At 61.3% G+C, this 23,626-nt stretch carries 21 protein-coding genes and 1 pseudogene; 10 read left to right on the top strand and 12 right to left on the bottom strand.

All coding sequences use genetic code 11. From position 1 onward, the window contains the following. The first annotated feature begins 216 nt into the window (after positions 1-216). The 4 genes from AX725_RS08460 (at position 217) to AX725_RS08445 (ending at position 5,901) form a co-directional block, all read left to right on the top strand. Positions 217-2,676: a TonB-dependent receptor gene (locus AX725_RS08460; protein WP_230962361.1), complete on the top strand. Its 2,460-nt coding sequence runs from the start codon at positions 217-219 to the stop codon at positions 2,674-2,676. A 65-nt stretch (positions 2,677-2,741) separates the two neighbouring features. Further along, a complete protein-coding gene (locus AX725_RS08455; protein ID WP_066114112.1) occupies positions 2,742-3,497 on the top strand; it encodes a glucose 1-dehydrogenase in 756 nt (251 codons plus the stop codon). Next, on the top strand, positions 3,494-5,137 hold the full coding sequence (locus AX725_RS08450) for a long-chain fatty acid--CoA ligase (protein WP_066114109.1): 1,644 nt from the start codon (positions 3,494-3,496) through the stop codon (positions 5,135-5,137). Before AX725_RS08455 ends, AX725_RS08450 begins: the two co-directional genes overlap by 4 nt. Next, a complete protein-coding gene (locus tag AX725_RS08445; protein ID WP_066114107.1) occupies positions 5,134-5,901 on the top strand; it encodes an SDR family oxidoreductase in 768 nt (255 codons plus the stop codon). Before AX725_RS08450 ends, AX725_RS08445 begins: the two co-directional genes overlap by 4 nt. 290 nt (positions 5,902-6,191) lie before the next feature. Here the strand turns inward: AX725_RS08445 and AX725_RS08440 are convergent, their stop codons facing one another. After that, a complete protein-coding gene (locus AX725_RS08440) occupies positions 6,192-6,395 on the bottom strand; it encodes a helix-turn-helix transcriptional regulator (RefSeq protein ID WP_066114143.1) in 204 nt (67 codons plus the stop codon). Between the two features lie 436 nt (positions 6,396-6,831). Here AX725_RS08440 and AX725_RS08435 point away from each other — a divergent pair, with 436 nt between their 5' ends. From AX725_RS08435 to AX725_RS08425, 3 genes are all read left to right on the top strand, one after another. Then, positions 6,832-7,722, top strand: coding sequence for an ArdC family protein (locus AX725_RS08435; RefSeq protein ID WP_066114103.1), 891 nt, complete (start codon positions 6,832-6,834; stop codon positions 7,720-7,722). Next, entirely contained in the window at positions 7,719-7,988 is a 270-nt protein-coding gene (locus AX725_RS08430) for a sigma factor-like helix-turn-helix DNA-binding protein (protein WP_066119110.1), read from the top strand. Before AX725_RS08435 ends, AX725_RS08430 begins: the two co-directional genes overlap by 4 nt. Positions 7,989-8,085: 97 nt before the next feature. After that, complete coding sequence (locus AX725_RS08425) at positions 8,086-8,406, top strand: hypothetical protein (protein WP_155645726.1); 321 nt, start codon at positions 8,086-8,088, stop codon at positions 8,404-8,406. 87 nt (positions 8,407-8,493) lie between these two features. On the opposite strand, the gene AX725_RS08420 is transcribed toward AX725_RS08425, so the two are convergent. The 10 genes and pseudogenes from AX725_RS08420 to AX725_RS08375 all read right to left on the bottom strand — a co-directional run bounded on the left by AX725_RS08420 (position 8,494) and on the right by AX725_RS08375 (position 19,998). Continuing rightward, a complete protein-coding gene (locus tag AX725_RS08420) occupies positions 8,494-8,811 on the bottom strand; it encodes a hypothetical protein (RefSeq protein ID WP_066114094.1) in 318 nt (105 codons plus the stop codon). Positions 8,812-8,821: 10 nt separating this feature from the next. Beyond that, entirely contained in the window at positions 8,822-9,964 is a 1,143-nt protein-coding gene (locus AX725_RS08415) for an AlbA family DNA-binding domain-containing protein (protein WP_066114092.1), read from the bottom strand. Positions 9,965-9,996: 32 nt separating this feature from the next. Then, positions 9,997-10,884 carry a PLP-dependent aminotransferase family protein gene (locus AX725_RS08410; RefSeq protein ID WP_155645727.1) on the bottom strand — a complete coding sequence of 296 codons (888 nt, stop codon included), beginning with the start codon at positions 10,882-10,884 and terminating at the stop codon, positions 9,997-9,999. Between the two features lie 430 nt (positions 10,885-11,314). Next, entirely contained in the window at positions 11,315-11,560 is a 246-nt protein-coding gene (locus tag AX725_RS20895; RefSeq protein ID WP_066114161.1) for a hypothetical protein, read from the bottom strand. Further along, positions 11,557-12,030 (bottom strand): GIY-YIG nuclease family protein, encoded by a 474-nt coding sequence (locus AX725_RS08400; protein WP_066114164.1) that lies wholly within the window; start codon positions 12,028-12,030, stop codon positions 11,557-11,559. Before AX725_RS08400 ends, AX725_RS20895 begins: the two co-directional genes overlap by 4 nt. Before the next feature lie 1,359 nt (positions 12,031-13,389). Continuing rightward, positions 13,390-16,329: pseudogene (locus AX725_RS08395) on the bottom strand (BPTD_3080 family restriction endonuclease); the annotation flags it as partial. A gap of 278 nt (positions 16,330-16,607) precedes the next feature. Further along, on the bottom strand, positions 16,608-17,183 hold the full coding sequence (locus AX725_RS08390) for a sigma-70 RNA polymerase sigma factor region 4 domain-containing protein (protein WP_066119100.1): 576 nt from the start codon (positions 17,181-17,183) through the stop codon (positions 16,608-16,610). 415 nt (positions 17,184-17,598) lie between these two features. Next, on the bottom strand, positions 17,599-18,369 hold the full coding sequence (locus tag AX725_RS08385; RefSeq protein ID WP_066114172.1) for a hypothetical protein: 771 nt from the start codon (positions 18,367-18,369) through the stop codon (positions 17,599-17,601). A 100-nt stretch (positions 18,370-18,469) separates the two neighbouring features. Beyond that, a complete protein-coding gene (locus AX725_RS08380; protein WP_066114175.1) occupies positions 18,470-19,009 on the bottom strand; it encodes a hypothetical protein in 540 nt (179 codons plus the stop codon). Positions 19,010-19,134: 125 nt separating this feature from the next. Continuing rightward, positions 19,135-19,998, bottom strand: a complete 864-nt coding sequence (locus tag AX725_RS08375; RefSeq protein WP_230962363.1) for a 3'-5' exonuclease — start codon at positions 19,996-19,998, stop codon at positions 19,135-19,137. A 208-nt stretch (positions 19,999-20,206) separates the two neighbouring features. Between AX725_RS08375 and AX725_RS21500 the strand changes: the two genes are divergently transcribed. Both AX725_RS21500 and AX725_RS08365 read left to right on the top strand, forming a co-directional pair. Beyond that, positions 20,207-21,220, top strand: coding sequence for an SOS response-associated peptidase (locus AX725_RS21500; RefSeq protein ID WP_231733287.1), 1,014 nt, complete (start codon positions 20,207-20,209; stop codon positions 21,218-21,220). Between the two features lie 5 nt (positions 21,221-21,225). Beyond that, complete coding sequence (locus tag AX725_RS08365; RefSeq protein WP_066114181.1) at positions 21,226-21,720, top strand: DUF427 domain-containing protein; 495 nt, start codon at positions 21,226-21,228, stop codon at positions 21,718-21,720. Here AX725_RS08365 and AX725_RS08360 read toward each other — a convergent pair. Continuing rightward, the gene (locus AX725_RS08360; RefSeq protein WP_066114184.1) at positions 21,689-22,051 is read right to left on the bottom strand and encodes a hypothetical protein; all 363 of its coding nucleotides are present in this window, start codon (positions 22,049-22,051) and stop codon (positions 21,689-21,691) included. The two genes, AX725_RS08365 and AX725_RS08360, sit on opposite strands and share 32 nt — an antisense overlap. Positions 22,052-22,519: 468 nt before the next feature. Here AX725_RS08360 and AX725_RS08355 point away from each other — a divergent pair, with 468 nt between their 5' ends. After that, a complete protein-coding gene (locus tag AX725_RS08355) occupies positions 22,520-23,503 on the top strand; it encodes a DNA N-6-adenine-methyltransferase (RefSeq protein ID WP_081097023.1) in 984 nt (327 codons plus the stop codon). The last annotated feature ends 123 nt before the right edge of the window (positions 23,504-23,626 follow it).

Genomic DNA, 23,626 nt, shown 5'->3' with positions numbered 1-23,626 from the left:
GGCGCAATATAATCTTCAAAGAACAATCGGCTGTCCACCAGCTCATGAAGAGCGGGGAGCAGCAATAAACGAAAGGGAGAGGCGAACGTGACCCCATACAAGCAGCTGCGAGCATTTTTCTTGTCGGGCGCAACAGGAATCGTACTGTGCACGGCACCAGCTTTTGCGCAAGAGGCGAGCGAGCCTGCAGACGAGGGGGCAATAACGGATATTGTCGTGGTTGCGCAGAAGCGCGCGCAGATCCTGCAGGACGTGCCCCTGGCCGTCTCTGCGCTGACCGGTGACGAACTGCAGTCCCGCGGGGTCAGCGAAACGTCCGACCTGCAGGGCTTCGTTCCCAGCCTGCAGATCACGACCCCCTATGGGCGCACCCAGCCGAACTTCGCGCTGCGCGGCGTTTCCGTGGCCAACGAATTCTCCGCATCGACGGCCTCGCCCGTCGGTGTCTATGTCGACGAAGTCTATCAGAGCTTTCGCGCCAGCCATGGGCAGCAACTCTACGATCTGGAACGGATCGAAGTCCTGCGCGGCCCGCAGGGTACGCTTTACGGGCGCAACACCACCGGCGGCGCGATCAGCTTCTTCACCAACAAGCCCAAGCTGGGTGAGAGCGAAGGCTATGTGACGGTTGGCTATGGCAATTACGACACCTGGACCGCCGAGGGGGCGGTGGAGGCCACGCTGGTTCCCGATGTGCTGGGCATCCGCCTTGCCGGGACATTTGCCAAGGGCGATGGCTGGCAGTTCAACCCCGCGCAGAATCGCGATGCAGGCACGACCAATACCTATGCCGGCCGCGCCAGCCTCCGCTGGAAGCCCGCCGAGTCGATCGACATCAACCTGAAGGGCTATTTCGCGCGCGACAATCCGCTTGCGCCCAATCCCTATGCGATCGGCCAGTTGGCCGGCGACAGGGACGTGCTGGGCTATTCCCGGTCGGATCCGGCCCAGAACGGCGGGCGTCCGCTCCGCCGGAACGAGGTGGCGGCCGATACCGGCGGCAATTACTATACCGCGTCGCGCGGATTTTCGCTGAGCGTCGCGGCGGAGCTGAGCGACAGTCTGACGCTGACCTCGATCACCGGATATGACTGGGGCAGATACAGCAATTCGCCGTTCGATTGCGATGGTTCGCCCAACGACGTTTGCGCGCTGCGCTACAATTCGACCAGCAAGAACTTCAACCAGGATCTACGCCTGACCTTCCAGACCGACCGGCTCAACCTCGTCGCCGGGGGATATTACGGCAAGGACAGGATCAAGACCCGCAACGAAATCGACTTTTTCGGTGTGCTTGAGCCGCTGCTCCGCTCCGCAGGCGCACCCGACAGTTTCTTCAACGCACCGGTTTCCGCGCCTCAGGCTGCCGCCATCGTTCCGGCCTTCGCGGTCAACCCTGCTCTCAACCCGACTGTGCCGGCGGGATGCGCGCCGGTCGCGACAGGCAATCCCAACGGCTTTCTCGACGCCCGCTCGCTGATTGCCCTGCTGACCGACATTCAGCTGAACAATTCTGGCGGCGGTGGTTTCGGTGGCGTCGTTTCGGCGGCTTGCCGTGCGGCGGGTGCGCCGCCGTTCGGGCCGATCAACGGCGAGCAGCGCTTTACGATCAGCCGCCCCTCGTTCGCCCTCTATGCCGATGCGAGCTATGATCTGACCGATGCGCTCACGGTCAGCGTCGGCCTGCGATACACCCGCGACAAGGTCAACTATCTCGATGGGCGCACAGTGCTCTACGATCTGGGCGGCCGCCGCATTGTCGCCAGCACCATCCCCTATTCCTTCCCCTATAATGCCAGCCTGCCCGCACTGGAGCAGCGCGAATCGGCCAATCGGCTGACCGGGCGGGTCAATGTCTCCTATGACTTTACCGATGATGTGATGGGCTATCTCAACTATAGCCGCGGCTATCGGGCGGGCAGCTTCAATGGCCTGGCCTATCAGGGGACCAACCAGGTCTATTTCATCAAGCCCGAGACAATCGACGCGTATGAAGGCGGCCTGAAGCTGAGGCTGTTCGACCGCCGCGTGCAGCTGAACCTTGCGGGCTTCTATTATGACTACATGGGCCACCAGGTCACCCAGGTCATCGGGGCCACCAGTTTCACCCGCAGCGCCGATGGCCGTCTCTATGGTGGAGAGGCGGAGCTGACCTGGCAGGTGACGCCCAGCTTCCGGATCGATGGGTCGGCCAGTCTGCTGCGCAGCAAATACAAGGGCAATGTGGTCGATCCTGCCGATCCCTCCAGCCCGACCCGGAACGTCAATGGCAATCCATTTCCCAATGCCCCGCGCGAGACCTTCTCGATCGGCATGGATTGGGATGCCTATAATGCGGGAGACCTGCGCGTGAACCTGCGCAGCGATGCCGCCTATACCGGCCGCTATTTCTTCGACCCGTTCGGCGATTATGGTCTGGATCCATGCGACCGTCCGGGCGCGCCGGGGGCGGTGCGGCCCGCGGGTGTCGCCATTACATGCGGCAACCCCGGCTATTGGCTGGTGAACAGCCGCTTGACGGTCGAAAAGGGCAATTACTCGGCAAGCCTGTGGGTCAAGAACCTGACCAACAAGTTCTATTACAGCTACGGGCTCAATATCGACATCTTCGGGCTGGACTATCTGAACCGGGGGACGCCGCGAACTTATGGCGTGGAGCTGACCGCACGCTTCTGATCATCCCCCCGATCCTGGGGTGGGCATGTCCCACCCCGTTTTTTCGTGCAGCAAAGGAGCTTCGGATGCGCTTGAAGGGAAAGGTGGCGCTGGTCACAGGGGGCGCGCGCGGGATCGGCAGCGCCATCTGCCTGGCGCTGGCCAGAGAAGGTGCCAGCGTCGCGGTTACGGACATCCGGGAGGACGAGGGCATGGCCCTGGCCGATCTCTTGCGTAGCGGGGGGTCACAGGCCCTGTTCCTGCTGCAGGATGTCACACAGGAGCAAGCCTGGAACGAGGTCGTCGAAAAGGTGCAGCAAGCCTTTGGCGGCATCGACATTCTGGTCAACAATGCCGGCATAGCCTTGCCGGGAACAATCGAGACACAGAGTTTCAGCGACTGGCGGCAGACCATGGCGATCAATCTTGACGCTGTGTTCCTGGGCACCCGCGCAGGCGTGCTGGCAATGCGCGAAAAGGGCGGGTCGATCGTCAACATCTCCTCGATCGAAGGGATTGTCGGCAATGCGCACGTCCCGGCCTATAACGCCTCGAAGGGCGGAGTGCGTCTGCTGACGAAATCCGCCGCCATTCACTGCGCGCGGTCAGGCTATCGCGTCCGGGTCAACAGCGTCCACCCCGGCTATGTCGGAACCGCGCTGGTGCAGGACGCGCTCGCACAGCTGCCGCACGACTTTGCCGCCAGGACGCTCGACCGCATTCCGATGCAGCGCTTCGGCGAGGCGGACGAGGTGGCCGCGACCGTGGTGTTCCTAGCCTCGGATGAATCGAGCTACATGACCGGCAGCGAGCTCGTGGTCGATGGCGGATTGCTGGCATGATTGCGGGCACAGGTCAGGGGGCGATGCAGGACTGGAAACTGCGCGTCACGCATTTGATCGACCATGCTGCGCGCGAACACGCAAGTCGCGAGATCGTCACCCGCTGGGCCGACGGCAGCGAGACACGGACCCATTGGGCAGGCATACGCCACGATGCGCTGCGCATGGCACAGGGCTTGCGCAAACTGGGGGTGCGACCGGGGGACCGCGTTGCCACGCTGGCCATGAACCATCACCGGCACCTCGTTTCCTGGTATGGCGCGGTCGGTGCGGGCGCGGTGTTGCACACGCTCAACCCGCGCCTGTTCGACGATCAGCTCGACTATATCGTCAACCATGCCGAAGACCGGGTGATGCTGTTCGACAAGGTCTGGGCACCGATTGTCGAACGGATGAAGCCGCGCTGGCCGACGGTGGAGCATTATATCTGCTTCGACAGCAGCGAACCTGCGTTGCACTTCGAGGCATGGATCGGCGGCGAAGACGGCCAGACAGCCTGGCACGATGGAGACGAGCGCGACCCGTGCATGCTTTGCTACACCAGCGGCACGACCGGCAATCCCAAGGGCGTGCTGTATGAACACCGCTCGACCATGCTCCACGCCATGGCCGCGATTACGCCATCGGTGTTCAGAATGGATTGCCGTTCGGTCATGCTGCCGATCGTGCCGATGTTCCATGCGGCAAGCTGGGGCCTGCCCTGGGCCGGGGCGGCGGCTGGGGCGAAGTTCGTCTATTGCGCCGTCAACGACGGCGCCGTGCTGTGCGATCTCATGAACCGCGAGAAGGTGACCTGTTCGGCAGGAGTGCCAACCGTCTGGCTGGCCCTGTTGCAGCATGTGGATACGCACGACGGCGGCCGAATACCGCCCAGCCTGCAGACCATCGTCACGGGTGGATCGGCCATGCCGCGCGCGATGATCGACCGCTTCATGCGGGCAGGATGCCGTGTCGCCCATGCCTGGGGAATGACGGAGACGTCACCCATCGGCACGATCGGGGCAGAGACCTGGGACTGGGACGATCTGCCGTTTGACGAGCAGGTCGGCATCAAGGCGATGCAGGGTCGGCCACCCTTCGGGGTCGAGATCCGATGCGTCGATCTGGACGATCCGGAAAAGGTCTTGCCGCGCGATGGCCTGACCGCTGGCGCGTTGCAGGTGCGCGGGCCCTGGGTCATCAGGCGCTATTTCAAGGCCGATGACGATGCGGTGGTCGCAGGCCAGTGGTTCGACACGGGCGATGTCGGCGTGATCCATCCTGACGGCACATTGCAGCTGACCGACCGCGCGAAGGACGTGATCAAGTCGGGTGGCGAGTGGATCAGTTCGGTCGAGCTGGAAAACGCGGCGATCGGTCATCCGGCGGTTGCCGAAGCCGCGGCAATCGGCATCCATCACCCCAAATGGGACGAACGGCCCTTGCTGGTCGTGGTCAGGAAGCCCGGCATGGAGTGCAGCGATGCAGACATCCACAGCTTCCTCGTCGGCAAGATCGCCAAATGGTGGTTGCCCGATGCCATAGCCTTTGTCGATGCCATCCCGCATACCGGCACCGGCAAGATCAGCAAGAAGGATCTGCGTGATCGGTTCCGCGGCTTTGTCTGGAACGAGCGCAGCTCGCAGGATGGCAGCACATGACGAAACCCTCGATTTTCATCACCGGGGCCGCCTCGGGAATTGGCAAGGCCACGGCAGAGCTGTTTGCGGCTCAGGGCTGGCGCATAGCCCTGTGCGACATTGATTCCGCCCGGATCGAAAGCCTGGCTGCAGAGCTTGGCGACGCCGCGACCGCTTGTCAGGCTGATGTGTGCGATCCCGAAGCGTTGGCGTCCGCGCTCCAGGCATTTGCGGGCGACGATGGGCTGGACGTTCTGTTCAACTGCGCCGGCATTCTGGAGATGCGCGAATTTGCAGACTGTTCGCTGGCGGCAATGCACAAGCTGATCGACGTCAATGTGAACGGCGTGATCAACGGCATGCATCTCGCCCTGCCGCTCCTGCGCCAGCGCACCGGAGCGCGCATCATCACGATGTCGTCGGTCGCCGCCATTCATGGCATACCCGAAGAGTCGGTCTATTCGGCCAGCAAGTTTGCAGTCCGGGCGTTGACCGAAGCGCTCAATATCGAACTGGAAGCGGCAGGCATCTGGGTTTGCGACATCATGGTCGCCTATGTCGCCACGCCAATGGTCCTGTCGCCGCAGATCAAGGCGAAATCGGTCGATATCCTGGGCGTGAACGTACTGCCGCAACAAGTTGCGCAAACGGTCTGGCAAGCCACCCAAGACCGCAGGGTCCACTGGTTCGTGACACCGGAAGACGAAGCCGTCGCCCTGCAGGTTGATGGCACCCCACGGGAAGACAGAAGAGACCTGATAAAGCAAATTACCGGCTTTGCATGATCAGGCTGTCTGGGTCGTACCCAGCTTTTTGGGCACAACTGAACTCAATGCCCGAGCAAACGACCTGAGGTCAGCTTTTTGTGGGAGCGGTCGTTCGATTGGTGGACCGTTTACGGCAGGTTTGTCCCAAACTCGGCTATTCGGACCAACTGGCAGCGATGTCCGCTTTCAGGCAATTGCATGGGGCCGTAATGGCTGGAAATCGGAGCGCATCGCTGAATGTCGCTTCACGGATTCCTAGACGCCCTTGCATCCCTCAGCATGCGACGGCTGCCTTCCAAGCTGCCCGTTCAATCGCCGACCTCATAGAACATCGGATTTCGCAGCCATTCTTCGATGGCGGATTCCCGCCAACCGCAGCATCGCTCCGCGATCTTGACCTGCTTTGGGAACGTGCCCGCCTGGATTTTGCGGTAGAGCGTCGCTCTGGAAAGCCCGGTGCGATCGAGCACGGTATTGAGCCTTAAGAACCTGTCGGGTGCATGGGAAGCCATGGCCATTGTCTCCATCCGGTGATGTGATCTGCCCCTGCCTGCGATCAGATTGGCGATGTGCCGCTCCGCGTCAATCGAACGTCATGCGGGTGCTTCGCAGGCTTTGGGGCAGGGGAGCGCTGCCCGTCTGATTTGGGATGCTGCGGCGTAAGCAGATTGTTTCTGCTCACAGCGTCTCTTGATGTTTCAGCGCTTTGGCAGCGCGTCTGCGGTCGCCGCTGCGCGGCGGCGTTTGCCCCGCTCGGGCGGGACACTGGGGGCCGTCAATCGCCTCTGGCCACGCCAGGCCAGCGCGCAACCCGCGTTGCGGGTCCTCCTCTTCGTTGCGGTGCCTTTGGCATGCGCGCTGCCCGTTGCAGCGTGGCCGCCCTGCGATCTCTCGCCGCCCCCCAGCGCCCCTCCCGGGCCGGGTTACGGTGGGAAGGAGACAAGGGTCATGGAACACAGCACTATCCGACAGAGCCTCTACAGCGAGGTCACGTCACGCATCATCGCCGAGCTCGAGGAGGGACGGCTTCCCTGGGTGCAGCCCTGGGACACATCGCTATGCGGTTGCACCATGCCGCACAACGCAGCGACCGACCGGCGCTATTCGGGCATCAACGTCCTGATCCTCTGGGCCGAGGTGGTCTGCAAGGGCTATGGCTCACAGCGCTGGTTGACCTATCGTCAGGCACAGGCCGCAGGCGGCAATGTCCGCAAGGGCGAGAAGGGGACGACCGTCTGCTATGCCGACCGCTTCACGCCGAGGGCCGAGGCCGAGCAGGCGAGGGGTGAGGACCGCGAGGCCCGGACCGTTGCTTTTCTCAAGCGGTTCACCGTGTTCAATATCGACCAGTGCGAGGGTCTGCCAGATGACATGACCGCAGCGCCTCTTGCGAGCGATCCGGTGCTCGCCATCACTTCCGCCGATGCGGTCATCAGGAGGAGTGGCGCGACGTTCAACATCGGTGGCGATGCAGCGTTCTACAGCCCCACCAATGACTTTGTGCAGGTACCGCCGCAGGCTGCCTATCACGAACCCATCAACTGGTACCGTACCGCGCTGCACGAGCTGGGCCACTGGACCGGCCATGCGAGCCGTCTGGATCGCGATCAGAAGGGCAGCTTTGGTTCTGCGCCCTATGCCCGCGAAGAGCTGGTCGCCGAGATGGCTGCTGCGTTTACCTGCGCATCGCTCGGCGTTGCACCCACCGTCCGCCACAGCGACTACATCGCATCCTGGCTTTCGGTTCTGCGCGACGATGAAAAAGCGATCTTCCGTGCAGCCAGCGCAGCCAGCAAGGCGGCAGATTATCTGCTTGCTTTCACGGAGGACGCAGCATGAGCGCGCGTCTTTCCCGAGCCGAGCGGCGGCGGCTGCGCCGCGCCGAGCGTGCCGTCGATTGCATGTCGTCCATGCAGCGCGAGATATTTCTCGCCATCCGTGTCGATGAGCTCAGCTATTCCGAGGTTGCCGTATTGCACAGCATCACCGTCACCGAGGTAGAACAACACTTCGCAGGCGCTCTGCACATACTCGACCGGCACATGCACGAACGCCACCACAAAGCGAGCTCATCTCGAGCGGCTGGCAAACCAGGGAGGCGCTGACGGCGAGCAGGATGTTGTCCTTGCGAACGAACATTGGATAGCGCGGCCGAAGGGTCTGGCTCTGCGGCGGCTCATCGATGTGTTGGCGGGGACAGGCGTGCACATCAAAGCGTCGAGTTTCGACGCGCTTGCGGTACCGCCCGATCTGGACGTCAGCGACATTAGTGCGCTTTGCGCGCGCCTCTCCGAGATCACGTTCATTGAAATAAAAACCGCAAACCAGCCGCGGGTGAAAGCAGGCTTCGACGGATTTTTCTTCGCACTGACGGAGAACGAGATTGCCGCAGCTGACGCCCTCGGCGCGAGGCATCGGGTAGCATTGTATAACAAGATCAGCGGCGAGATTCTCCTCACATCTGTGCCCGAAATCGTGGCACGGGCAAAATCATCGACGTGGCAATTATCTGTGCAGCTCTAACTTCAGTACAGCGGATATCCTCCGAGTTTCCTCACAAGGATGCGTCTGCCCGCCGTGCCCTCGCAGATGACGGCGAACTGACTCGGGCTATTCCGGATCCACGCGGGCGATCCAGTCCGACTGGGCGTGCGCCTTTGCGATCTCGATCCCGGCGCGTAATGGCCTGATCACGCGAAATTGGCCTACCTGCTCCGTCACAACAAGCCCGTCGGCCTCCAGCCGATCGAGGAGGTCGGCCAGATCGCGATGCGAGGGACCGAGCCCAATCTCTCCCAGCCATTGATAGAAGAGTGCATCATTGCTGGGGCCGTGCTCTTCCAGCGCAACGAGAATCTCGCGAGCCTGGAGCGAGCGACGGATGTCGAGGTATGCTTTGGGTGTATTCTGCCGATTGGCGGCGGCCATGGTCACAGCCCTATCGTTCAGCGCCGAGCGCGCGATTCTTGGGGCGATGAACTCCGAACAGCAGCCAGAAGGCTTCGGCGATCGGCATCAACGCTTCATTGTCGATCCGCTCGACGATATGCTGGCCCAGCAGCACATTGTTCCGGAACGCCAGAGCGGTCTGATAGCCGTCGCCCAGGATCATCCGGAAGCCCTTCGCGCCATAGACGCTGACCAGGATCACCCAAGGGCCTTCGATGCCGTGCTGGCGAAGCTGCATCTGCGTGGCATTCGTCATTGCTTGCAGGCCATGCTCGAAGGTGGCTGGCCAGCATGTGCGCCAATCCTCTCCATTATTCCGGCGCACGCCGCCGATGACAAAGGCTGAGTCCGTTCGTCCCGTGCGATAGGTCAGCGCATAAGAGCCGACCCTTCCCGCGTCGTTGAGCGGTGCATGGACCAACACACCGTCGATCGTGTCGAGCGACGAAAAAGCGCCGACCCGGACGGGCACGACAGCATTCTCGCGCGCGACCTCGATCCGCCGCTCCTCGCGGAACAGACCGAGCGGTGCGACCGAAATGACCGCGACCGGTGCCTTCTCGACCGCGAAAGGCATTTCGACTCCCTGCGATGCAGCTATCGCCTCGGCATGGAGCTGGCGGAATTGCTGGGGTAGTTGGGCTGCGTCGGTGAAGGCATGGCGCAGGTCGTGGACGTCGAGCTCATATTTGCCCCGGCTGTTGCGGCCGAAGAAGCGCGCGCCGCCCTTGTAAGTGACGCGGTGCGGGGCATTGAGGCTGCCGGGAATGCGCAGCACCAGTGCACTGCGCCCATTGGCGAGCGGCACCCATTGCGTTCGCGCTCCGATTAGGCGCGGATTGACACCGGTCTGGAGTTTGCCTTCGAGCCGCAGGATGGCGGCATCGTGGTCGTCCGCCTCTACGCCAGGCAGATTGGCCGCAACGCCGTTGGCCTCGTCCAAGCCGTAGATGATATCGCCACCTTGGGCGTTCGCAAAGGCGGTAACATCGGCGAGAAACTCGCGGGTCGCCTCATCATTGCCGCCTGGCAGTTCGCGCTTGAATTCCAGATCGCGGCCTTCCGAGACTTGATTGTCGATCAACCGCTGCAGGGCGGCTTCGTCAATCATCTCGATGGGCTGTTCGATCATATTTGCATGTATCCTTCTTGGGTCGATACGGTTTAGCGATTGATCGGCAGCGCGCCGCCTGGGAGCGGTGTTTGCGACCATTTAGGACCGCCCGTGATTGTGTCGAAGCTTATTCGGTAGGCCTTGGCGGTGGTGATATGGCTACGATCGATGCGCTTAGGCTGCAAGAGCTCCATCAGATCGGTCAAATATACGACGAGCATACGCATCCGGATCAGCCTGAAATCCTGATCGCGCTTCAGGCATTCGAAAAATTGCGCGGCTTGGACGAACCAGCGCGCCGCCTCGGTGCCGTCGGGGTCATGTTCTAGCACTGATGTAAAGCTACCGAAATCTAGGATGCAGAGGTTATCGCTGGGCGGCAACATCGCATGGCCGATCGCGCGCAACTCCTCGCGAAAAATGAGGCAATCGCTCCAATCCTGCCAATCTTTATGCTGATTGATCCAACCATCGGCCAACACGCTCTGGATGTTGCGCAGGCACGCATCAAGCCGCCGGTTGCGGTCCAGCTCGTCAACGTTGAGCGACCCGATATCGCGCCGATAGAGCTCGACCCAGCCGAGAAAGCTGCAAAGCCGATAGACGTTGCTGACGAACCGATAGCGGAGATAATGGTCATTCACCGCCGCGCTCGGTTCGCGCACGATCGGCTTTTTCAGCACCGCGAGCCCGACCTCTAGTTGCTCTCGATCATTATTGTCGCGTGACAGCCCGTAGAGGCGGTTCGACAGTTCCTCTGCGGCGAGGAAGATCGGCATTTGGTAGCGACGATAGGCGCCAAGCAACGTCTGCCGGGCCTTCCAGCGCTCCAGCCAAGTTGCGGCCACGAAATCCTTCAAAAAGAGTGCGATGAGGCTGCCGATCGTTGTGACTAGCGCTCCGAGCACGCTCAGCCCCAGTAGTGTTTGCAATGCCATGATGAATCCCCCCAATCCTTGATCGATTATTTCACAGCCGACGCGTCTTCTCAACAATCGTAAACTGTGGATTGAATTGAGGCGCTGCCGAGGAGAGCTATTGACCTATGGTGGCTGTTTTCCATTCGGGGCCAGAAGAGGGTGCGCGCCGGTCATTTGCCGTCCGTTTTTCACACAACTTGTCATCCCCCTCGCATTGCTTCGACCGCGCTGAAGCGCAAAAGAGCCGCCCGGCTCTCATCCTAGCCGGGGGGCGCGTCACAAGCCGCCGACGCTCAAGTCGATTTGATGAAAAGCCGAGGGTACCATTGCGGTGAGGGCCGCTTTGCGCTGATTTTGCGACATATCGACCAGGCACTGGCGCAGGCGCGGGTGCTTGCACCGGTGTTAGAGACGGTGCGATGGGTCTGGTTTCGGTATTTTCTGGCGTTCAGCGCCGTCGGTACTGGTCGGATGAGCAAAAGCATGCGCTGGTGTCGGCGAATTCAGCGTCTGGGGTGTCCTGACTGACCCGCGCTGTCCAGAAACCCGGCGATGCCTCGACCCGGTGGAGCGAGAGGCCATTGCCGCTTTCATCCTGCGCCAGATCGAACGCAGTGATCTTCACCTGCTTCTGCTCGGCAACGGTGAGGCGATCCAGCGCCTTGGTGAAGGTGGCGGCGTAGAGGAGGGTCATTCCTCTTCCTGGATCGGTTTGCGCTGAAGATACCGCTCGGCGTCCCCAAATCGGCCTCCTTGTTTGTTTAAGGGCGGCTCGCAGGCGGCAATCAGAATTCCCTCGATATGATTGAGCACCGAAGAAAGATCGGTCGAAAAATCTTCGTCGCCGAGAAACCAGCCCTTTTTTTCTGATCCGTCTACGGGGCGCGTGCCGAACCACGAGAAGATCGACCAACGCTCCGCGAGGTGATCCTTTCGGTGTTGTTTCAGCCTGTTGAAAAGCCTGGAGTTTTTGTGCCCGGCTTGGCCTATGTAGATGATCTTGTAGCTGGAGTCATAAAGCACATAGATGCCGCTCTGCTCCCTGAAATCCACCTCACACCATTTGCCGCCGTTCCAATAACCTAACAGCTTTCCACGCCGACTTCCTGCGCCCCAATCGACCCGGTCCTCTCTCCAGAATAGGCCATAGTTCTGGATGAGCATCGCCTAAACCCCCACAACCTTCATCACTTCATCGCCCAGGTGGTTGATGACCTTCACCGCCACCTTGCCGCCCGCAGGCCTCGGGAAGGGGCGTGAGCGGGTGCGTTTGAGGCTTTCCCAGGCGTCGGCGTCGATCTCGGCCTTCAGGGTCGTTTTCAGCGCCTTGTAGGGATCGTTCGCGCCCGGAAAATAGGCGTGGCGGACGAAGAAGCTCTCGTAATTATAATCGGTGTCGATGAACCATACCGCGATGTCGTCGGCATCGCCGCTGACGATCTCGCCGCCCTTGTACATGTCGACGCCCGCCACCTCGATGCTGATGCAGCCGTCGTCCTCCTCGTGCACCTGGATATCGGGTTCGCCGAACACGGTGAACAGATTGCCCGCGCCGGTATTGGCAAGATCGGGCATGTGCAGGTCCGGGTTGATGCGCGCCTGTAGCACGGTGAGCGCGCCCATGCGGTCGAATTCGGAGGCGTGCGCATCGAAGTTGAACGAGGCGGCGATCAGCAGGTCGAAGCCCGCTTCCATCGCCTCGCGCGCGGCGGCGGTCAGGTCGGCGCGGGCGACGGTGCCATATTCGGGGCCGATGAAGATCGCGGCGCGGCGCGTCGGGCTATCGGCCAGGGTGTCGCTTTCCCCCTCACTCGCCTGGCGGACCGCACCCTCGGCGCAGATGAAGCGGCCCGGCCAGGGCTTGAGCGAGGCGAAGACCAGCCGGTCGGCCTTGTGCGCTTGCTGCACGCCCGATCGCTTGAGATTGTCGAGCACCATCGCCGCAAAATCGGCGGTGTCGCTTGCTGCGCCCGGCTGACGCCTGCCGCCTGCTGCCTCCATCTCGTCGAACAGGCTGTCGTCGACATCGATTGCGGGCACGCGGTGGGGCGAAAGGCTTTCCACCGTGAACGGCCCGGCGACGCGGACGCGGGTCTTGTCCTCATAGGGCTGGTCATAGAGATATTCGGTTTCCGCCTTGGCTGCGATCGATGCGTCGATCTCCTTCTGCCGGGCGATGCGCTGCTCCCACCACGCGGCATGCGCGGCGGAGGCGGCGGATTGCTGCGCGGTCAGCTCGCGCGGAATCTGCCATTCCTGCCAGTCGGTGCCCAGCGCCGCGTTGATCTGGGCGCGCAGTGGCTCCAGCCGCTCCTGATATGCCTCCCAGATCGTGTCGATCTCGGCATTGTTGGCGATGGATTTGAGCGTGATGTGCGGCACGCGCTTGTAGACAAAGCCCTGGCGGATGCGGCCATAGGTCGGCGTGTCGGCGGGCAGCGAGCGGGTCACCTCCGCCTCCCTCATCTGTCCTTCTCGGCTGTCGGCGAGCAGATAGGTGAGATAGCTGTGGATACCGTCGGCCCAAACGTCGGTGAACTCGGCAAAGCCCCAGCGGCCGAATTCGCCCAAGGCGTTGACGCCCGGAACCCAAAGGGTGCGCATGGTCTCGGCCTTGTCCTTGTCGTCCTCGTCGCGCGCGCCCTTGATTTCGACGACCAGGTGCAGCGGGTCCTCGGGGCCGCGCCCGTCATTGATGCGCAGGATGAAATCGGGGCGATAGCGCCGCGCCTCTCCGCCGGCGCTATAGGGCACCTCGAAGCCCAGATTGTGGTTCTTCACCCATGCAAGGACGCTGGCGTGCTTGTCGGCGACGCGGCAGAATTCCGCCTCCCAGTCGCTGTCGAGCACGGCATAGTTGATATGGCAGCGGTCACTGGTGGCGTAGCGATCCTTGCTGGTCATGAAGCTGACATGCCGGGTGCTGCCGACCTTGTTATACGGATCGAGCATGGCGAGCACGCGGCCGCCGCCTTCCTGCCCGCGCGTGATCGCCGCCATGATGCGATCGGCGACGCGATCGGCGATGTTGTAATAGAGCAGCTGGGCGGGCTGGGTGCCTCCGGCCAGCACGAGATGCTCGGCCATCCATTGCCGCACGATGGTCTTGGTTTGCAGGATCAGGCCGATATTGGGCCGCTCCCCGGCATTGGTCATCCTGCGCTTCACGATCCATTCGGCGAGCTTGAGGTGAATGGTTGCGGCACGCGTATCGGCCAGATGCTCGATGGTGAGGTCTGCCGTCTCGCCGATAATGCCCGAGTTGATGGTTTCGGTCGCGCCGACCAGCTCGGGCGTCAGTTCCAGCGTCGAATCGGGCGAGAAGCTGGCGGTCAGCCGTTCGCTGGGCAACTCGGTGCGATAACCCTCGACCCTTGGATAGCGGATTTCGGCCTGGTCGCGCGCTGGGCTGATCGCGTGCACACGCTCCATGTTGTCCGGCGGTGACGGCTTGGAGATGACCGGCTGCGCGGTGAAATCGAACGGAATGCCGAGTACGTCGGCATATTCCACGCGGAACTTGCCGTCAGCCTGCAATTGATAGGACTGGCGGCGCAGCGCGCGGCCGATCACCTGCTCGCACAGCAACTGGGTGCCAAAAGCCCTGATGCCGAGGACATGGGTGACGGTGTTGGCGTCCCATCCTTCGGTCAGCATCGACACCGAAACAACGCAGCGAATGCCTTCGCCGAGCTGGCCCTTGCGGCCGACCGTGTTCATCACCTCGCGCAATATGGTGGCATCGTCGATCTTGTCCGCAGCAGCGCGATCTCCGGTGCGCTGGATCAGCTCGTCCTTGAACCGCGTGATCTCGTCCTTGGCCGCGTCACGGAATTCGGCACTGATGGCCTCGCCGCTTTCAAGCTGCTGGCTGTCGATCAGGAGCGTGCGCATGCGGGGCAGGGCAGTGCCGTCAGGATCGAAATTGCGGAACAGCGCACACTTGCCCTTGATCGGGGTCACATTGCCGTCGTCGTCGGTGATCTCATACCCGGCGATGTAATCGTGCACGAGCTTGGAGGTCGCGGTGTTGTTGCACACGACGATGAACACCGGATCGACCCCGATCCCGGCCTCACGCCACAGCGCGTGCGTCTTCTCGTAATGGCCGTACAGCGCATCGATGGCGGTGAGCAGTTCGTTGGGCAGCTTCTGGGGATCCAGTCCCTTGGCGCTGCCGCGTCCCTTTTTGGGGAGCTGCTTGCCAACATGCTCCCAAAGGTTGCGGAACATCGGTGTATCGCCGCCGGTCACATTGTCCATCACCGGCACGCGAGGAAGCTTTACGATCCCGCATTCGATCGCGTCCATCAGGCTGAAATCGCTCATTACCCAGCCGAACAGCGATCCCTCGCGATAACCGGAGCCGCGCAGGAAAAATGGCGTAGCAGACAGGTCGTAGACCATCGAGACGCCCAGTTCGCGCTTCACCGCCTCAATGCCCGAAATCCAGAGGCGAGCCGCTTCATTGGCCTGCTTTGCCTCGGCCAGTTCATCGCCCTTGAGCGCCTTCATTTCCTCATCGGAAAGCGGGCGCTCACGGTAGCAGTGGTGCGCCTCGTCGTTGAGCACCACGATATTCTTGAGGCCCATGAGTTCGCCTGCGACGCGGCGGATCATGGCGCCGTCGCTTTCGGGCTTTGGCGCGGTCCGCAACGCTGCCTGCTGCACCTTGTTGAGAGCGACCTCGTCCTTCTTCTTGAAGGCGTGGAAATTGGTTATCACGATCTTTGCGCGCCCAAGATCGAGCAGCATGTCATCGGGCACGATCTCGCGGCTCTTGTAATAGCTCTCTGGATCGTTGGGTTGCAGCACCCGAAGCCGATCCTTGATCGTGATGCCGGGCGCGATGACCAGAAAGCCCTTGGAGAACCGCTTGGCATTGGGATGGCGGACTGCGTTCAGCGTCTGCCATGCGATCAGCATAGCCATGACCGTGGTCTTGCCCGCACCAGTGGCAAGCTTAAGGGCCATGCGCATCAGCTCGGGGTTGGAGGCTGCATTGGCAGCTTCAAGATGTGTCCAGAATCGCCGACCTTGCGAGGAGGATCTTGGTGCAACTTCGGTCAGCCAGATGACGGTCTCGACAGCTTCGACCTGACAGAAGAAGGGGCGCTGATTGGCAAATTCATGCATGCGCCAATGGCGAAGCAGCCGAGCCGTAGTTGCAGTCACCTGCCATTGGCTTTCCGGCAATCGCCGCCAGCTGTCGACCGCTGAGCGAATGCCGTTGATGACTTCGGTCGGGTTATATTCCTGTCCCGATTCGTCAGCCAGAAGGTCCGGCTGGACGGCCTTGCCACGAACCTTCTTGGCCTTTGGAATAGGCGAAACCAGAGCGCTTTGGCGGCGGCGCGGCACAATTATGCTTGTCGGTTGGCCAGTGTCATCCAGCTCCCAATGCAGAACTGGTTCCTCGTAGGGGCTGTTGAGGATCGGACTATTGAAAAATGCGTCGCTCACTCTGCGTTACCCCGGGAAACGATCATGGACTGGATCGATCTGTGATGGGACGCGATTGATGAGTGCGTCAAGTCTCTTGGCAATCACCAGCGCCTCAACAAGCTCAGAATTACTTCATATTGGGGAGATACTAGGCGCCCTCCTCGTAGGCTTTGGGATGTGCTGAGAATAGAGGTTTGGAAGCCTGCCCCGCCGGGAATGCTTGCTCTGCTGCGGTCGCAGCCAAGCGTTGGTGTTGAATCCATCGATATGGCGAGCGGTTGGCTCGCCTTGATGCGCTATTTGCCCTGCGTCGGCTTTCGATCCTTTAAATCCTCTGGCCACAGGCGCTGTACATGGCGTTTGAGCGCCCTTTGCGCGGTGGCCAGTTTCTCCTGCGGAATGCCCAGATGGTCTGCCAGGGCCTTGCCGCGCAGCCCCATTCCAATGCCGTCGATCAAGGCTGCCTGCAATGGCTGGTCGGCAGCCAGTTGCTTGAGAAGGTCGGCAAAATAGGTGCGAGCCTTTTCGGTCTCGATCACGTCTTCCGGCGTCGGAACGACATAGCCGACCAGCGCCATGCGCTCTGCAACATCGTCGACGGGCAAGTGGACGAAATCCTCTTCGCGACGCTCGGCTCTTTTGCGTGCGCTGGACGCAATGCTGCGCATTACGCCGGAAAAGAACATCGAGAAGGTGAGTTCTTCCCGGCATCGGCGGGTGGTCAGCGCGCGGCATGCCGCCTCGCTCATGAGGTCATCGGCCTCTAGCCGCAGGCCGTCGGTAAAGTGCCTGGCGATCAGCACGGCTTGGTCGATATCGAGCTTTGCCAGCTCTTTCTTGACCTCTTCGCGCGTGAGCGCACGGTATGGCATGGCCTTGGGCCCAGTCTCAGCCGACACCGGGTTCTACCTATCCATGCGCCAAACTGGTTTTTTTCAGACAGCCTGTCCGAATTTTTCTGATTTGGCGCATGAATGTGTAGAACCCCGCTTGAGCTGAAATTGGCGTGATTCGCAGCGTAGGTCGTGATCCTTAAGTATCTCTGAAAGACGAGGGCGCGATAGAGAGTATCCGTGACGACCGTGTCCAACGGTGCTGAAGTCAATCAGCAATATCGTGGTGCAGTTACGGTTAGCAGGCATTTACCATGCAACAGAATGGCGTGAGGCCGCGCCCTGCTCACTGATGGAAGCAGCGACCGGTCCCACGCCACGCATATTTTTATGTCGGAATTTCCAACATGAAAATATATAATAATGCCTCTCGATGGCAGGCTGAACTGGCTGTTCAGGCCGCCAGCGGCTGCTCGTCACCGATCATGAGTTCAAGCCCTGCGCAGGTCCGCCTGAGCTTGTTCTGCATGTCATCGGTCAGATTGGCACTGCGCCGCAGCCATTCCAGCACTGCGAGCGCCGCCGTCCAGGAATCGATGCCCGGATGGCCCTGACTGCGCAGCCATGCCAGATGCGCAATGGAGAGCAACGCGCAGTCCAGCTGGACATGGGCGCAGACATCGTCCCAGCCCTGATCGTTGTGCGGAAATCGCACGTGTTTCTTGCCCGACATGAGAAAGGCGGGCAGCCCGATGCGAACCAGGATTTCGGACATATGGTGCCATGTCTTGCTGCGGCCTTTCATGGCAAGGCCGAGGTCGAAATGGCGGCCCGGACTATCGACGCGTTCGTGCCTTGGGCGCTCGGCCTTGAAGTGCAGCGGCAGCGGCAGCGAATATTCCTGGGCAGCGAGCTGGAGCAGCTGCGCATCGGTGGCGATGCTGCCATAGCCCACGACCGTGCGGTCTGTCCGCGCGTGCAGGTGGCAGAACAGGTCGCGGACCACCTGGCGCTCGTCGCCGTCTTTGTCCGCAGCCCAGCGGGTGATGGACTCGCAGGTAATTGCACCCTCGTCCGAAACGCCGACGTCGAATGCGGCTGCGGCAAAGATGCGGCGACTGGCGATGCGGTGGAAAGGCATGAGGTGCGGATTGATGCGGAGCGAGGCGGCATGCAGCCGTTCGTCCCAAGCGGATTCGGTGTCGATATAGGTAAATTTACGCATGTTGATGTTCCTTGATGCGCCAAAGGCCGCCCTGATCGGACGGCCTTCGGCATGAGTTCAGATGGGTTTGATTGAGTGATGGCCGCGATCGGCCTGCGCGTCAGCGCATGCAGATCACCGGATTGCGGGGTCCCGTCTCGGCCAGGACTGCCGCGTCCGTTTCCATCAAGCCGCAACCTGGGATCGACGCATCGCCCATGGTTGCGACGATCTTGCGCATCCGGGACAACGCCCGCCTGTTGCCCGTGCCAATCTGATCCGGCAGGCCCGGGATTCGCTGCAGGCTGCCGCGCGCATCGATGAAGAACTGCTCCTTCTCGTTGACGCTGACCAGCACGACCGGCGCATCCTCCGATGCCGCATAGGGCAGGCAGCGACGGAAGATGTTCACCTCGCAAAGCTCGCGATAGACAACCGCATAGCCGCCGGGTCGCTTGGCTCCGGCATGGGCAAAGCCGACATGGATACAGTCCTTCTGCACCTCGGCGGCATAGCGTCCGAGCTCGACGCCATATTGCAGGTCCATCATCTTGCCGATGCTGAACGCGATGGCATCGTTGACGGTGCGGTGGAGCGGCAGGCCCATTGCCTGACGCAGGGCGTGCAGCTGGTTTTGCTGACGCTGGTTGGGTGTAGTCATGGAATTTCTGCTTTCTTTTCTGTGGAGTTGGATGAGCTTTTCCCCTCTTTGAGAAGGCTCACCTTCCAAATGTCCGAAGGGTCTGACCGCACCGCCGTTGCGGCGTGGTCGATATGTCCACCGGCTCAGCGATGGCGCTGATGCCAGTTCATGCTGATCAGCCGTGGACTGGGGCCATGCGGGACGACATGGCGAAACAGCCACATTTCCTCATTTTCGACCTGACCGTCGGCAACCTCGGTCCACCAGACCTTGGCAGCAGGGTCCCAGCTGTAACCACGGTCCTTCAGGATGTTGCGCGCCGAGTACGGTGCCCGCGTCGCCTCGACGCGCCAGGTCTCCCGGCTGGCATTATCCAGGAGCGTTCCGAGCACCGGTCTGCCGTCCGGCAGCGGATAGGCCAGCAGATGGATGAGGCTGATGACATCGGCCAGCGCGCGGTGACCGTCATTGTAGAAACCAGCCTGAGCCAGCAGATGGCCGAGCGCCCGTCCATCAAGGCCAGCGTCCATCAGCCAGTCAAAATCGTTCAGGGAGCATGCCCAGGCGGCGTCGGCCGTGGAAGGTAGCAACTGGCGGATGAACGACGCATCGAACCGGGCGTTGTGCGCCACGAACACATCGACCCCACTGAAATCAGCCTCGACCAGATCGAGATCAATGGCCTTGCTCCGCAGGTCAGCGTCTGTCAGCCCGGTCAGCCGGGAGATGCGCTCTGGCAGAGGCGCGCCGGGATCAGCCAGCGCCTCGCGCACGGTCAGGATATCGACAATATCCCCTTCGGCATCGACGAGCAGGATCACATAGCCGAGGTCGATGATCTGATCGCACAGCGCATCCGTGCCGGTGGTCTCCACGTCGATGACCGCGACCTGCAGCAGCGGCTCGACAGGCTGCTTGCTGACGATGAAATGCTCCAGCTTGGCAGCCGGCAGCAGGATACGGATTGCGATTTCGTCATTGGTTGCCGCAGGTGCGGCGGTACTCATATTTTCTGGTCTTCTGTCCATTTTCAGACTCCGTGACCGAGCCTGAAGAAATCCTTTTCCTCCATCCCAACTCGATCACAGGCCCTGCCGACGAGAGATTTTCCTCTTGCCGCCTCATGCGAGGGCGGACTGCGCCCGGGGCGCAGAGCTATGGCTCCGGACAAGCAGCATTGCGCAATATGTTCGCTTTATGTTCTATTACGCGCCCATGCGAATCGACGCCTCCCAAACCACCCGTCAGGATGTGAGCCAGACTGCGTTGCGCACGCTCGAGGATGCGGTTGCGCAGGCCCAGGCAGGCGAAGTTGAACGAACCTGGGGGCAGCGGCTTGCGCTCAAATGGCTGATGCACACAGGTGCTGCGCAATCGTGGCAATGCGGGGCATTCTGGGATGCACTGGTCGATTCCAATGCATGGGCGTGCACGGCCGCGAGCGGTCAGGACCACCGGATCAATACGCTGATGGGCATGCTCGATAGCTGGTATCTCAAGATGGGCCTCAAGCCGCCTGCCCTGAAATTGCGCCAGCGCTGGGCGCGGCGCTATGCCGCTGACATTGACATGGAAGCAGGGACATCTCAGCTTCCCTGCATGTGCAACCGCTATCAGCCCGGTGAACGCCAGCGGATCGAGGATCATTTCAGCGCGAGGGTGCTGAGGGCCTATAACGAGGGGCCGGCAACGGTGCACCCCAAAGAGCCTGGCTGGGTGGTCCGGCAGCGCGATGGCCAGATGGTGCTGGAGCAAATGACATGGGGCTTTCCCGTCGTCCTCAGGGGCAAGCAGGGCCAGCCGCTCAAGCCAAGGCCGGTCAACAATGCGCGGTTCGACAAGCTGGGCGCGTTCTGGAAACGCTGGGCAGCGCAGCCTGAACATCGTTGCCTGATCCCGGCGTCGCGCTATGCCGAAGCCGTCGGCACGCCGGGCAAGATGACCGAGACCTGGCTGTGGGTGCGCAGCGAACCGGTATTTGCCTGGGCAGGGCTTTGGCGGACATCGGACGAATGGGGAGATTGCTATACCGGCGTGATGACCGACAATGCGCCCGAATTTGAGCACATTCACGATCGTTCACCGGTGATCTTGCGCGCCGATCAATGGCAGACCTGGCTGAACGCGCCGCTTGCTGATCTGTACGTGTTCGACAAGCCGTATCCTGCCGATGCCATGGCCGTCGAGGCCACCACGCGCCTCTGGGCGCGGTCCAGCAACAAGGAATAGATCGCATGCCTCCCAGGCCCGATCCGGTGCAGCCCGGCCAGCTCAGCGTCTGGGATTTCCCGCGCCCTGCGATCGCGCAAGCCTCAGATGCGCACATCCGCATCGAGCATCGCGGCATGATCATTGCCGAGACCCGCAATGCGATCTGCACCTATGAGACAAGCCATCCGCCGAGCTATTACATCCCGCCGCAGGACGTTGCGCCGGGATTGTTGCGCAGGGTCAGCGGCAGCTCCTTCTGCGAATGGAAAGGCGCTGCCAGCTATTGGGATGTCGTCATCGGCGATGAGGTCTTGCAGCGCGTCGGCTGGAGCTATGCAAGCCCCACCGCCAGTTTCGCGATACTGCGCAACCACATCGCCTTCTACGCCGGTCCCTTCGACAAATGCACGGTCAATGGCGAAACCGTCATCCCGCAACCCGGCGCGTTTTATGGCGGCTGGATCACGTCCAGCTTTGCAGGGCCATTCAAGGGCGGCCCGGGCACCATGGGTTGGTAGATCGGCGGGTCCGAGGCAGCAGAACGATCGTAAATCCTGCCTGAGACAGCACGCGGCGAATGTCCTCGTCGCGGCCAAACGCGGAAAGAGGCCGCGCCCTGTTCGATGCGAGATGTGTGAAGACCACCACCATCGCTTCACGCAGGGCAGCGCCTGCTTTCGGCAAAGATTCGACGCGCAGACCAACCAGGCCGGTCAGGCCCTCGCAGCTTTGCAAAAAGTCCAGCGCGCAGGCTCCGTCGTCCGAAACCTGCTGTGCAGTGCGAATGATATAATCCAGCGCAGCATCGACGGCGTAATAGGGATATTTTGGAACAGAATAGGCGGGCATAAGTCTGAGGCTCCCTGCGGGCACCACAAAGGGTTTTGGGGTTGTCGATGAAGCGACCTGCAGGGGCGGTCGCTCAGCGGGGCATTTCCTCCCCACGGGTCCAGCCTATGGTCATCGACCATCGACTTGCCGGTGGTCTGTCCCAACCACCGGCAACGGCATCCCAGCGTCAGCCATCCACTCGAAACCGGCTCCACGACGCGGCGTGCGGACTGCCGATCCGACTCGCCAATTCAAGGCGGGGACGATCTGTACTTGATGCAATATTCAAAAGTATGCAAGATATATTGAGCAAATATTATAGTTAACGCAAAGCTGGTGTCTTCAGATTGAGGTGCGCTCAAGTCAAATCCGAGCGCAGGGCCCTCGATCGAGCAAGTCGCCAGAGACGGCTTTGATGCCTTCTCCTGCTGATGTTCTATTCCAGGACATCAACGGCAGCCAATCGGGGCAGTTAGTCTTATCGCCTTGAATATCCGTGCCCCAATCTCAAGATCAGAATCTGATCTCAGGGAGGCTCATATTCTGGTCGAACAAATAAGGGAGGCGAGGTGCCAGTGCGGATGGACCCAGCGTGTGCTGGCTGACCGCGCTGGCGTCTCGCCGCAGGCCATCAAGCGGATGGAGCGCGGCGTTGGTTCGGTCCAGACGCTCGTTGCGGTCATGCAGGCTCTCGATTTCAGGATCACCGGACTTGGCACCGGCAATACCATCGGCGAGCAATTGCGCGCCCGGCGACAGGCGCGGGCATGGTCGATGGATCGGCTCTCCGAACGAACCGGCCTGTCGCGGACCACGATTGCGCAACTTGAACGGGACCAGGGCACAGTCGCCAGCCTCGAACGGCTGCTGGTCGTCCTTGCGCCAAAGGCCAGGCGCAGAGCGCCGGAACGGGCGTATTGGGGTGAAGGGCAGAAAGACGATCGTGACAGCCGCTTCACGCCGCCGGAGTTCATGGCGCACATCTACGAGGCGTTCGGCCCTGTCGATCTCGATCCTTGCGCCCATGAAGCCAGTCAAGTGGTTGCGAGCCGCTATATCAGGCTCAGCGACGGCGGTGACGGTCTTGCCGAACCCTGGACAGGCAATCTCGTCTATGTGAACCCGCCCTATTCCAGGCTGCTCGTATGGCTGCGACGCGCGCACGATCAGTGGCGGGTCGGTAACTCTCGAACCGTTGTGTGCCTGGTGCCTGTACGGACCGATTCGGCGTTGTTTCAGGAGGTTCTCAGCCTTGATGCCGATATCTACCTGCTCAAAGGCCGGGTGCCGTTTCTCGACACGACGGGCAGGGCGCAGCACACGCCATTTTCGTTGATGCTGGTGGCTCTGGGATCAGCACCGGAGCAAAGGGCGAGCTTTGCGCAAATGGTGCCCGGGATCTGGATGGCAAGGTCAGCAGTGGGCAACCTGCATTCCAAGCAGGCGGGGCTAGAAGGCGATGGGTTGTAGCTGAAGAACTGCAGGCAATGGGCTGATTAGGATGACCGGTGGCGACCTAGATTACGCATTGCAAAGCGGTCGCTTGAATGTCGGAACTGGCCGAAACTCGACATTGGAATATGTCAGGCCAAC

Source organism: Blastomonas sp. CCH9-A1 (assembly GCF_001557175.1).
In the GTDB taxonomy this organism is placed as follows: Bacteria; Pseudomonadota; Alphaproteobacteria; order Sphingomonadales; family Sphingomonadaceae; genus Blastomonas; species Blastomonas delafieldii_A.
This window is presented reverse-complemented; position numbering and strand designations above follow the sequence as displayed.